Genomic DNA, 12,127 nt, shown 5'->3' on the forward strand with positions numbered 1-12,127 from the left:
ATATATAGGCTACCTGGCATATATAGGCTACCTGGCCATGGCTGTACCGGCAGGATTGTTCATGAAGCGGTTCGGATATCAAAAAGGAATCATTTTAGGACTGGCTTTATTTGCCATTGGTGCCTTTCTTTTTTATCCTGCAGCTAAACTACAGGCGTTTATTCCTTTTCTACTGGCCTTATTTGTACTGGCATGCGGGCTGGCCTGTCTGGAAACTGCGGCAAATCCTTATTCAACTATTCTAGGACCTCATGGATATGCTGCCAGACGGATCAACATATCGCAGTCTTTTAATGGATTAGGCTGGATATTGGGCCCCTTAATGGGCGGCTTATTCATTTTTGGAACAGAACATACACCTGGGGTAGACAAGTTCGATTCGATGGTTAAACCATACATGATTGTCGGTGGAATCGTTGTGGTTGTTGCGCTTGTTTTTATGCTCTTCAAACTTCCTGAAGTAAAGGAAACTAGTGAAACCGAAACAGCTGATGACCCGCCGATGAGTAATTTATTGAAGCATCCGGCCTTTGTATTAGCTGTAATTGCGCAATTTTTGTATGTAGCTGCTCAGACTGGAATAAACTCTTTTTTTATTAACTATGTTACGGAGACGATACCGAATGTTATGGGACCTGTTAAAGATATCATGCAGCATTTAGGTTGGTTTGGCGAGGTGTTTAAACCTAAAAACCCGGAACAGGCAGCATCTCTTATTCTTGCAATCGGGGGGATGGGCCTTTTCTGGATCGGACGGTTATCAGGGGCCTATATGATGAAATATTTATCGCCACAGAAGCTTCTCGGAATATATGCTTTGGTGAATACTGTGTTGGTATTTATAGTATTGTTAGAAATGGGATGGTTTTCGGTAATAGCCCTGTTTTTTACCTATTTCTTTATGTCGATCATGTTCCCGACAATCTTTGCTTTAGGTATCTATGATTTAGGACCGCTGACCAAAAAAGGAGCTTCGTTTCTGGTGATGGCAGTTGCGGGTGGCGCATTTTGTCCTCCGCTAATGGGCCTGATAGGAGATCGTTTAGGAATGTCTATAGCCTTTCTGATACCAATGGTATGTTTCGCTTTTATTGCCTGGTATGCCATAAAAGGAATAGGGAAAAAGATTGACCCTAAAAGTATTTCACTACAGCACCATTAAGCTAAATCAAATGATAAATCATGATTGTTGCATAGGATGAAATAGGTTGTGAAGTAAATACTAGAAAAATAAATACTTAACTAATGAAATCAAAAACACTTAAAATAAATAACACCGATAATATCGAAATAGCACTGTCGGATTTAAAAGCCGGAGAGCCTGTAAGTAATGATAGTGGTACATACAATTTAATTACTGATGTGCAGGCAAAGCACAAGTTTGCTACGGTTGACTTACATAAGGGGGATGAGGTTCTAATGTATGGTGTACTTGTAGGCAAGGCAAATAAAACGATTAAGAAAGGAGAAGTAATTACCAGAGATAATATTAGTCATGCTTCTGGTAGTTATAAACTTAAGGAAAGAAAAATTAGTTGGGAGCTGCCTGAAATATCATCCTGGAAAGATAAAACATTTATGGGCTATCATAGAGAAAATGGAAAAGTTGGTGTAGCCAATTATTGGCTCGTTATTCCATTGGTGTTCTGCGAAAATAAGAATGTACAGGTGATTCAGGATGCTTTTATGAAAGGATTGGGCTATTATGATAATGATTTTTCTTACTATAATCAGGTTCAGCAATTGGTTAAGATGCATAGGGCAGGTATGTCTAAAGCAGATATATTGAATGTAGATTTAGATTTGACAGATGTTGGGGCAGGAATCGAAAATAGGGTATTCCCAAATGTCGATGGGGTTAAATTTTTAACCCACTCATTAGGTTGTGGCGGCACAAAAGATGACGCCATTAATCTTTGTGGTCTGCTTGCCGGGTACATTACCCATGCCAATGTTGCAGGGGCAACGGTATTAAGCCTGGGCTGTCAGAATGCGCAAATATCGTTGTTGAAAGAGCAGATAACTAAACGTGACCCAGCCTTTAACAAACCTTTGTACTGTTTTGAACATCAGCAGGTCGGATCAGAGTCAGAATTGATAAACCAGGCCATCAAACAGACTTTTGCGGGTTTAATGGAGGCCAATGAGTATAAGCGCAAGCCAGCACCCTTGAGCAAACTTTGTATCGGATTAGAGTGTGGCGGGTCCGATGGGTTTTCTGGGATTTCAGCTAACCCGGCTTTGGGCCATACCTCTGATCTTTTAGTGGCTTTGGGCTCATCGGTAATCCTTTCAGAATTCCCCGAACTTTGTGGGGTTGAACAGGAATTAAGCGATCGGTGCCTGGATGAAAGTACTGCAAAAAAGTTTATGTCTTTAATGACTGCTTATCATGAAAGGGCGAAAGCCGTAGGCTCGGACTTTGATTCAAACCCATCTGCAGGCAATATCCGGGACGGCTTGATTACTGATGCAATTAAGTCGGCAGGTGCGGCCAAAAAAGCTGGTACATCCCCGGTTATTGATGTTCTGGATTACCCTGAGCAGGTTTCTAAACCAGGGCTTACATTACTGTGTACGCCAGGAAGTGACATAGAGTCGACAACAGCAGAAGTTGGGGCAGGAGCAACGCTTGTTTTTTTTACGACAGGGCTTGGTACACCAACGGGTAATCCGATTGCTCCTGTTGTAAAGATATCTACCAACACCACATTGTATAAAAAGATGAATGATATCATCGACATCAATGCAGGAACTATAATAACCGGTGAAGAAACAATTAAGCAAGTAGGTGAGCGTATTATGGATTACATCATTGAAATAGCAAGCGGACAGGTAAGGGCCAAGGCCGAGACATTAGGACATAATGATTTTATCCCGTGGAAAAGAGGGATATCTTTATAATAAACAGACATTTTGATCATTAAAAACAAGGATATGAAATTATATAAAACAAAACAGGGGGCACTTTTGCATGGTGATACTGGGTATTATTTGTTAAATACCGACTGGGATACTTTAATAAACAATGATAATCTCCATCAGCATTTAATTCACCTGTTAGCTCAGGAAGGTACATTATCTTTGCCTGAAGTAGAAGCACTGGCAATATTAGAAAATGGAGCAGAAGCCCCGATTGGACAGCAGGAAGTATGGGCGGCCGGGGTAACCTACTTGCGCAGTCGTGAAGCGCGCAAAGAAGAGTCTCAGGATTCAGGCGGTGCAAGTATGTATGATAAAGTTTATGACGCAGATCGTCCGGAGTTGTTTTTTAAGTCTTTACCGCATCGCGTTGCAKGTCACAATCAGCATGTAAATATAAGAAAAGACTCAGTTTGGAATGTGCCAGAACCTGAATTGACTTTGTTTATCAGCTCATCGGGGAACATTCAGGCTTATACAATCGGTAACGATATGAGCTCGAGAAGCATTGAAGGAGAAAACACATTGTATTTGCCACAGGCCAAGATTTATGAAAGAAGTGCAGCATTGGGCCCTTGCTTATATGTGCCAGAAGCACCAATTTCAGACCAGACAATGATAGCAATGGTGATAAAGAGAGACAGCAAAGAGGTTTTCAGTGATTCGGTTTCGATTAGCAGGATGAAACGGTCGCTAAAAGAGCTGGTAACCTACCTGTTTGCAGGATGTGATTTCGATAATGGTTGTTTTTTAATGACCGGAACCTGTATTGTACCGCCTAATGACTTTACTTTGAATGAAAAGGATGAGGTTAGCATAAGTATTGATAACATTGGCACATTAACAAATTATATTGCTATCCGTTAATAGCGCGCTAGTTTTAAACTTTAAAAATAATTATGTCTATAACAGGTGAGAATTTTATTGGAAGTACCCGTAGCGGTAAAGGAGAGAACAGCTTTCAAGCTTTCAATCCAGCGGAGAATATTTCAATGCCAGAAAAGTTTATTTATGCTACAGAAGCGGAGTTTGAGCAAGCGCTGACATTGGCACATCACGCTTTTATAAGTTACAAAAACACTTCTACAATACAGCGTGCGGAGTTTTTAGAAGCAATTGCTGATGAAATAATGGCACTCGGGGAATCACTCTTGGAGAGAGCTGCTGCTGAATCAGGTTTGCCTATGGGGAGAATAACAGGGGAAAGAGGCCGCACCTGTGGTCAACTGAAAATGTTTGCGTTGTTATTACGTGATGGCTGGTATGTAGATGCGAGAATTGATACTGCGCAACCTGAAAGAACTCCCTTGCCAAAACCTGACATCAGAAGAATGCTGATTCCAATTGGGCCTGTAGCAGTTTACGGTGCCAGTAATTTCCCATTGGCTTTTTCAACTGCCGGAGGAGATACAGCATCGGCGCTTGCGGCAGGATGCCCGGTCATTGTTAAAACGCATCCTTCGCATCCCGGCACAAGCGAACTGGTGTCATCTGCCATCATTAAGGCTGCTCAAAAAACGCAAATGCCAGAAGGTGTATTTTCTTCTTTAAATCTTACCGATGATCAATCAATAAAACTTGTGCAGCATAAGTTCATAAAGGCTGTTGGTTTTACGGGATCCAGAAAAATAGGTATGGTTCTCCACAATGCCACAGTTAACAGACCTGAACCTATTCCCATATATGCGGAAATGAGTGCTATAAATCCGGTTATTTTGATGGAGCAGGCATTAAAGGCAAAAGGAGAAGCAATTGCCAAAGGATTAGCTGGTTCGGTAACAATGGGCGCTGGCCAGTTTTGTACTAACCCTGGACTGGTATTGCTGATTGAAAATGAGACGGGGAAGGCGTTTTTAAATCAGTTTGAAGGGTATTTAAGCGCCAGCGAACCTGCAACAATGCTAAATAAGAATATCAGCAAATCTTATCATAAAGGTTTGGAATTAGCGAAAAGCGTTAGTGGGGTGACTGTTTTGGCTCAGGGAATAAAGGCTGCGGATAATGATAGAAATGAAGCCAGGCCAATTGCATTTACAGTTTCTGCAGAAGATTTTCTCCTCAATAAGGCGTTGAGTGAAGAGGTTTTTGGGCCGGCAACACTTTTGGTATTGGTTAAAGATGTAGCACAGCTCCATCAGGTTATAAATCAGTTGGAAGGGCAGCTTACCGCAACTGTACATGCAGAACCTGCCGATCAAAACAACTTAATACCAATAATTGACATCATTACTCAAAAAGCTGGTCGTGTTATCTATAATAGTTTCCCGACGGGTGTAGAAGTTTGCCATTCCATGCACCATGGTGGACCCTTTCCTTCTACTACCGATCAACGATCAACGTCAGTGGGTACTGCGGCCATTTATCGGTTTTTAAGACCAGTATCATATCAGGATATCCCTGATGAAATACTTCCGGAAGCATTAAAGAACAGTAACCCATTGAATATTTTGAGGTTGGTAGATGGATCATGGAAAACGGTTTGATAGCTTAATTTCAGCCCCTTTATAGCTCAAAGCGGCTACGCAGATCTTACCGGAGATATGATATGGTTAAGTCAACAGCCAGCACTGGTTGCCAGGTTATCCTGGTAAAATAAAGCACCTGGATCCAAGTCCGCTGATGGAAACGAAATAACATGTTTAGTCAAAAAAACACCTGAATTGCATATTATAAGGTCAATTCAGGTGTTTTTGATTTTGCGCATGACTTCTGCGAATTTGTCATTGAAGAAGTTTTAGCCGTTGAGGTTCACTTTATATGGCCTGGAAGAGGCTGTATCATAAAGGCGATTTCACCTCAAATGCTGTCATGTTGAGCTTGTCGAAACACCTCAAAGCGTATTTAACAGGCCCTTCGACAGGCTCAGGATGACAATCTATATTTATGATACAACCTCATTTATTATTTCCGTCGGTCAACCGTAAAGTGTAGCGCAGCTGCCCCCAGGATATTCGCATTTAACAGAATAGATGGTTCAATGCTTAAGGCGGAAACCGCACGTTTATATGCAAAACCATTAACCGTATCCCACATACTCTTGGAGTAAAAAGAAAAGGCTGTCTTTGCGCTTCCACCAATGAGGATACATTCACAATCCAGCGAACAGAGAATCATTTTAATCGCTTCGCCTAAATGCCGGCCGAAATCCTCATACATTTCAATCGCTTCCGCATCCTCCATTATTGCTCTTTGAAAAACAATTTCTCCTGTCGTTTGGTATACATGTTCGAAAAAGCGGCCACTTACATAATATTCGATATTTTTATCGAGATATTTTATCATTCCAAATTCTCCAGCGCCACCGTGTTTGCCGGTAAATAATTTGCCATTGATTACAATTCCTGCACCAAGCCCTGTTCCTATGGTTAATCCCACAATAGATTCATAGGGGAGGCCTGCACCAAAATGAAATTCTCCCAATGTAAAGCAATTGGCATCATTTTCTATTTGTACCGGAATATTATAGCGTTGCTCCAAAATCATTAAAAGATCCATCCCATTCAGCGCAGGAACATTAACCACATCATACAGTATCCTTGTTGTTGGATCCACAAGACCTGGGATGCCTATTCCGATGGCTGCGATATCGTTATTAATGATTTTATCAATTACGCCGAAAATTTGCTCAAGAACCTGAGTTCCGGTGCCGTGCGAATGAAGGGCCTGTGAAACAAAGGATTGGATAATCCCGTTAACCACGATTCCCGCTCTTAAATTCGTTCCACCAAGGTCAATTCCTAGAATCTGAAGGCTCTTCATATTTAATTTTTATTTGATAGGTGGGCGGCAGCACCGCCATCTAAAAAAATGGTAAGGGATGGATGGCTCAGCAAGAGACTTCCGGGTAGATCACGCGTAACAGGCTCCTCTATCATTTTTCTGACAATTTCAGCCTTGTGCTCACCACTTACCATTAAAATGATATGCGTACTTTCCAGGAGTGTTCCCATTCCCAAAGTAATGCCTTCTTTCAGTATCTTGGGTTCATTGAAGTACTTTTGTCCAACCTGTCCGGTGATAGGATGCAACAGTACAATTTGGGTCCTGCAATCAATTGCGCATCCAGGCTCGTTCATGGCGATATGTCCGTTCATTCCCAAACCGAGAATGACTACATCGATTCCATTCTGATCGCTGATAAATTGTTCAGCATCTCTGCACGATTTGGGAAGATCTACCGAGCGGCCGTCAAAAAAACAGATGTTGTCTTCACGGATGCCTAACGGGAGGAACAGGTCTTTATCAATTGAATGGCGGCAGCTTCCTTCATCTGTTCCGTTTAACCCCACCCATTCATCCAAACCCACAAATTTCCAACCGGCCACATCATATTTTTTGTCACGAAATCTTTCGATCAATTTCTTATATACACCTGCGGGTGTATCGCCAGATGCAGGGCAAAACAAGGGTTTGTCATAACCTGACATCAACTTGATTACATAATCGGCAACATTTACCGAAAGCTCTTCATACGTGCTGTAAATTTTTATTGTCATGGTTTTAATATTTGGAAATGTACTAAGGCTTTAACCAAAGGTCAATGGGTCTTTCTACTTTTGAACTAAATGGAAGCATTATTTTTTTGCCTTGTCCTGCCGATGCGTAGGCTGCATAGATGATCTCCAAAACTGTCCTGCCATCTTTACCGGTGATCAATGGCTCCCAGTCATTTTGTATACAATCTATAAAATGTTTTAATTCCTGAGGGTAACCCTGGTTAAAGGCTTCCTCGAACATACAAAAACTCCAGCCCACCGTAGTGTCTGTTTTTTCCATAGCATAACCATAGCCATTTTTGCTATAAGCCAGAACCGAATTTCCAACGAATAGATCGGCATATACCACACCGTCCGTTCCATGGATCTCGCTACGGTCATCCATTCCCCCTTGTTTCGCCCAGGAGTTCTCCACAACGCCGGTTACGCCATTTTCAAATTCTATAATGACTATGGAGTTATCTTCACCCAGGGTTTTCTCCTTGTGGAATACCGTATTCATCGACGCAGTAACACTCACAGCCTTAGTGTTTTTCAACATCCACCTGAACCAGGCAATACCATGGCATCCCATGTCCATTAAGACACCGCCCCCTGATTGGTTGATATCATAGAACCAATCGGAATGCGGACCTGAGTGTTTTTCGGATTGTTTTAACATATAAACACTTCCAACGGCTCCCTCTTCCACTAATTTTCTGGCGCGCTCGTATTTAGGTGCAAAACAAAGCTCCTCCGCATACATCAGTTTCACGTTGGCCTTTTCGCAGGCAGCAATCATTTCGTCAGCTTCTTCCAGCGTAACTGCTAATGGTTTTTCAATAATAATGTGTTTACCGGCTGCTGCGGCTTTTATTGTTGCCTGTTTATGGAGGAAATTTGGTAGGCAAATATCAATGACATCAAAGTCAGCGTTTTTGATCAGTTCATCAATTGAAGAAAAATATTGGGCGATATGGTGTTTATCCGCAAAGGATTGGGCTTTATCAGCATTTCGTGCATAAACTGCGACCACCTCGGCTTCAGGGACAAACCTTGTGTAACTCTCCACGTGGATGTCAGCAATAAATCCGGCACCCAATATGGCAACTTTTACCTTTTTCATATTCTAGTATTAAAATGGGTTGTTAAAAAATATTATATAATGCGCTGGTGCTATTTCATTTTCAATCCATACCAGCCAACGTATGAGAAGCACAGCAATGGCAAAATATAAGAGAGCTGTATACCTATCGATGGATGGTCAGATAATAAACCTTGCAAGGGGGGAAGGATTGCTCCGCCGAGGATCATCATAATTAGCAGGGATGAGCCCTGCTGGGTATATTTTCCCAATCCTTTAATCGCAACAGGAAAAATACATGGCCACATGAGTGAGCTGAACAAAGCTGCCGAAACGATGCAGTATAAAGCATATTTACCATTCAACAGCAGCCCCCCAGCGATCATCACGATTGCAGCAGCAGAAGCGAAAATCAATATTTTGATGGGATTATTCCTGCTTATGAGTAGGGCAATAATCAATATAGGTAAAAACAAAGCATAGTCGATTATTTCGTTTAAAGAATAGTCCCCTAACCAGTTGACTAAAAGAACTACCCCAAAAGCAAGGAAGGGTACCAGACAGAGCAGAAATGTTTGTGCTGTTTTTGAAACTTTAAAGCTAAAAACAGCCCCGGTCCATCTTCCAATCATAAGGCAGCCTCCAAATAAACTTAAATAGGGAATAGCATCCCTGGCGGGCAGCCCTAAAATCTTAGCAGAATGGATTAGGGCGGGCAGATTACTTTGCATGGTTACTTCGCCGCCAACGTAGCAAAATACAGCAACCATTCCCAGCACAAGCTGCGGGTATTTTAAAGCTCCGAGGTCTTTTATCGGTTCATCGCTTAGCTGGCTGGTTTTGGGAACCGGGGTTTTGTAGAACCAAACTGCAAAAATCACGTATAAAACTGCTAATACGATGTATGGTATACGGACAGACTGTAATGATAAAGCTGAGCCGTTTACTTTTGCTGCGAGCCCTCCAAATAAAAAAACGCTTAGTATTAGCGGTGAAATGGTATTACCGAATGAATTCACGCTACCCGCTAAAATTAAGCGATGCGCACCGGTATTGATATTTCCCAATTGCACCAATAATGGATTGGCCACAATCTGCTGCAGTGTAAAACCCAAAGCGATAACAAACAGGCAAAGCAAGAAGAAGATATAGGAATGGATTGATGTAGCGGCAACCAATAATATGCTTCCAAGAGCGGAAAGCAATAATCCCCTAACCATTCCTTTTTTTGAACTGATCTGTGGAAGCCAGCTGGCTTTTTTTATAGAAATAACAAAATAAATAATGGATCCAATGAAATACGCGATGTAAAATGACAGCTCGACCAATTGTGCTTCGAACTGTGAAAGATGAAATGATTCTTTAAAAACGGGGATCAATAATGCGTTTCCTGATGCAGCAAAGCCCCAAAAGAAGAATACGCACACGATAACTACTAACAAAGATCTGTTCCCTGTTTGAGTATTATCAACATCAATCTGTTGGGTTTCCGGAGTGATAACAGCTGTTTTTATCATTTTGGTTTTTTTAAAAATCTGAATAATTTCAATAATAACTTTTAACTAAGTTGAGCATTTGTATCTCTTTATCAATTGTTTTAAGATGTAAACATTTAACTCAAACTGAAAGCCGCTCGCACTTTTTCCTGCCGGTACTGTTGGCATATAGGGTATCGGACCAAACTCTGTAGTAAAGGAAATCTCTTTTGTTCCATTTGCCCTATTGTATTCGACAATACTGTCCCATATTTCAAAATGCCTTTCTGCCGTCTGCTGCCATTTTTCCAATCGGGGATCGTCTACCTGGGGACCTTGAGTATGGCCCATGCGGGCATGGATATGTTTGGTATGCGGCAAACAGCTTTCGATGGCTTCCTGTTGGTCAAACAATAGACTCTCAGCAACACAGATCCAATGTGAAACATCTAAAGTAATCTGTAATTTAGGAAATTCCGTGAAATAAGGAGTTGTAAGGTGGGAGGCAAATGAAAACCGTCCACGATGTGTTTCGTGTGTAATACAAACGTCGCTTTTCGCTGAAATTTCTTCGGCAATCTTTAGGAGTTCTCCATTTTGTGCAGCAGTGAAATAATCTTTTCCAGTATGAGAGTTCACTTGAAAGGGGTTGGTCTTAACAAGCCTTTCCAGATGATAACGAAATGATTTTTTATGGGTATTAAAATCACGGTCATTTGTTTCCCAATGCTGGGCGATAAACTTCAGCTTATATCCTTCAATTTTTTCCAACAATTCTGCTTTTGTATTTTCGTCTTCGGGAATACCGATCTCTACCCCATTATAACCAGCCTGTTTTACGGCACTGAGAAAGTCATCCCAAGGCATATCTTCACTTCCCCAACGGGGACAGAAATAATTTATTTGCATTTATTTGGTGTAGTTTGTTGATGTTAGTTGGACTCCTTTGAGATTAAGGGCAGTATTTATTTTGCCCTTTCATCTCTTACCTTCCTATTTCCGGTATGATCGTATCCGCGTTCACGTTCAAATTTTATCATTTCTGCGGGTCTGAAATTGGTAATAAATGCACGACGGCGTTTATCCGTAGAATTTCCCCTGCTGTAATGTAGGGTGCCGCCATGGTGAAATATACAGCTTCCTGGTTTGATTTCGACAGCTACACCCTCCTCTTCATTAGCATCACATTGTAATGCACCGCCCTTTCCAGAGGGCCTGTGTGGTCTGATGGGTATTAAATGCGATTTTGGTACATACCACATACAGCCATTTTCTTTAAATGACTCATCCAGGGCCACCCAGCAACTCGTAGCTCTTGTGTCAGGCATGCTTATCCAGTAAGCACAATCCTGATGCCATGGTGTTGGCGTATTTGTATAAGGTGCTTTATCGATCAGCATGTCAAAGTCAAGTTCCAGGTCATTTCCCAGCAACTGTTTGGCAATAGCCAATGACTTCTGGTGAAGTACATCTTGTAATAAAGACGGAACAATCCGACTGGGTACCATGATCTGGGTAATTCGTTCAACAGCCTTATCTTCGGTTCCCGTTTCATTTTGACCAGCGAGATCTCCTCGATTCTCTGCGGCATTAATTTTGTTGGATAGGAAGTCTTCGTACAGGCAACGATAAGTTTCAACTTCCTCAGGCGTTAATAAATTTTCTACTAACAAATAACCGTTTACATAGAAAAAATCGATTTGATTTTGAGACAGAATATCATTCATCATAACACATAGGTTTTTATCAAAAATGCATGCATTATGTGTATAACCTGTTCATAAAAAAAGGATAGTATTATATTGAACCTAATAGAATGGATAGGGAAATATTCAGTTTAAACCACTTGGGGATCTTCTTGTATATTTCCGTTGCAATAGAGAAATATTGCGAAGGGGAGGAAGTTGGGTAAAGGGTAAATTTAGCTTTGGCAGGGGAGGTGGGCTGTATCGCTTAAGCCGAAAATCCGGAGGATTTCATTTGATGAAGGGATAAATTCTTCCCTTCATCAAATGGATCTTGTTTTTGAAGCGCTGGGCCCTGCGCTGGATCATGGGCCTTATCATTCATGAGCTACGGCAGCGTTCTTGGGCTGCGGTAGCTTTGGCTGACAGGGCAGATTTTGGAGCATCTTGAATGGCAAGTCTTGAGTTTCGCCCTTAGCGAAAGAG

The 12,127-nt window shown here is 41.6% G+C and carries 10 protein-coding genes; 4 read left to right on the forward strand and 6 right to left on the reverse strand.

Annotation, left to right across the window (positions count from 1 at the left end; genetic code table 11):
• The 4 genes from fucP to AC1DND_RS06460 form a co-directional block, all read left to right on the forward strand.
• Positions 1 to 1,162, forward strand: a 1,162-nt coding sequence (gene fucP, locus AC1DND_RS06445; protein WP_477580057.1) for an L-fucose:H+ symporter permease, incomplete at its 5' end; no start/stop codon positions are given.
• 83 nt (positions 1,163 to 1,245) lie between these two features.
• Entirely contained in the window at positions 1,246 to 2,904 is a 1,659-nt protein-coding gene (locus AC1DND_RS06450; RefSeq protein ID WP_477580059.1) for a UxaA family hydrolase, read from the forward strand.
• Positions 2,905 to 2,937: 33 nt separating this feature from the next.
• On the forward strand, positions 2,938 to 3,789 hold the full coding sequence (locus AC1DND_RS06455) for a fumarylacetoacetate hydrolase family protein (RefSeq protein WP_477580061.1): 852 nt from the start codon (positions 2,938 to 2,940) through the stop codon (positions 3,787 to 3,789).
• A 32-nt stretch (positions 3,790 to 3,821) separates the two neighbouring features.
• Positions 3,822 to 5,405 (forward strand): aldehyde dehydrogenase (NADP(+)), encoded by a 1,584-nt coding sequence (locus AC1DND_RS06460; protein ID WP_477580063.1) that lies wholly within the window; start codon positions 3,822 to 3,824, stop codon positions 5,403 to 5,405.
• Positions 5,406 to 5,823: 418 nt separating this feature from the next.
• Here the strand turns inward: AC1DND_RS06460 and AC1DND_RS06465 are convergent, their stop codons facing one another.
• The 6 genes from AC1DND_RS06465 to AC1DND_RS06490 are packed head-to-tail and all read right to left on the reverse strand — an operon-like array spanning position 5,824 to position 11,686.
• Entirely contained in the window at positions 5,824 to 6,681 is an 858-nt protein-coding gene (locus AC1DND_RS06465; RefSeq protein ID WP_477580064.1) for an ROK family protein, read from the reverse strand.
• Positions 6,682 to 6,683: 2 nt separating this feature from the next.
• Entirely contained in the window at positions 6,684 to 7,418 is a 735-nt protein-coding gene (locus AC1DND_RS06470; protein ID WP_477580066.1) for a glucosamine-6-phosphate deaminase, read from the reverse strand.
• A gap of 22 nt (positions 7,419 to 7,440) precedes the next feature.
• The gene (locus AC1DND_RS06475) at positions 7,441 to 8,523 is read right to left on the reverse strand and encodes a Gfo/Idh/MocA family protein (RefSeq protein ID WP_477580068.1); all 1,083 of its coding nucleotides are present in this window, start codon (positions 8,521 to 8,523) and stop codon (positions 7,441 to 7,443) included.
• 50 nt (positions 8,524 to 8,573) lie between these two features.
• Entirely contained in the window at positions 8,574 to 9,998 is a 1,425-nt protein-coding gene (locus tag AC1DND_RS06480) for an MFS transporter (RefSeq protein WP_477580070.1), read from the reverse strand.
• A gap of 45 nt (positions 9,999 to 10,043) precedes the next feature.
• A complete protein-coding gene (locus AC1DND_RS06485) occupies positions 10,044 to 10,865 on the reverse strand; it encodes a sugar phosphate isomerase/epimerase family protein (protein ID WP_477580072.1) in 822 nt (273 codons plus the stop codon).
• 56 nt (positions 10,866 to 10,921) lie between these two features.
• The gene (locus AC1DND_RS06490; RefSeq protein WP_477580074.1) at positions 10,922 to 11,686 is read right to left on the reverse strand and encodes a phytanoyl-CoA dioxygenase family protein; all 765 of its coding nucleotides are present in this window, start codon (positions 11,684 to 11,686) and stop codon (positions 10,922 to 10,924) included.
• Positions 11,687 to 12,127 lie beyond the last annotated feature (441 nt).

This window comes from Pedobacter sp. 01N416 (genome assembly GCF_056399685.1).

What these genes read in the sequence shown, in the direction of transcription:
- AC1DND_RS06450 (WP_477580059.1), top strand. Translation starts at nt 1,246, where the DNA reads ATGAAATCAAAAACACTTAAAATAAATAACACCGATAATATCGAAATA.
- AC1DND_RS06460 (WP_477580063.1), top strand. Translation starts at nt 3,822, where the DNA reads ATGTCTATAACAGGTGAGAATTTTATTGGAAGTACCCGTAGCGGTAAA.
- AC1DND_RS06465 (WP_477580064.1), bottom strand. Translation starts at nt 6,681, where the DNA reads ATGAAGAGCCTTCAGATTCTAGGAATTGACCTTGGTGGAACGAATTTA.
- AC1DND_RS06470 (WP_477580066.1), bottom strand. Translation starts at nt 7,418, where the DNA reads ATGACAATAAAAATTTACAGCACGTATGAAGAGCTTTCGGTAAATGTT.
- AC1DND_RS06475 (WP_477580068.1), bottom strand. Translation starts at nt 8,523, where the DNA reads ATGAAAAAGGTAAAAGTTGCCATATTGGGTGCCGGATTTATTGCTGAC.
- AC1DND_RS06480 (WP_477580070.1), bottom strand. Translation starts at nt 9,998, where the DNA reads ATGATAAAAACAGCTGTTATCACTCCGGAAACCCAACAGATTGATGTT.
- AC1DND_RS06485 (WP_477580072.1), bottom strand. Translation starts at nt 10,865, where the DNA reads ATGCAAATAAATTATTTCTGTCCCCGTTGGGGAAGTGAAGATATGCCT.
- AC1DND_RS06490 (WP_477580074.1), bottom strand. Translation starts at nt 11,686, where the DNA reads ATGATGAATGATATTCTGTCTCAAAATCAAATCGATTTTTTCTATGTA.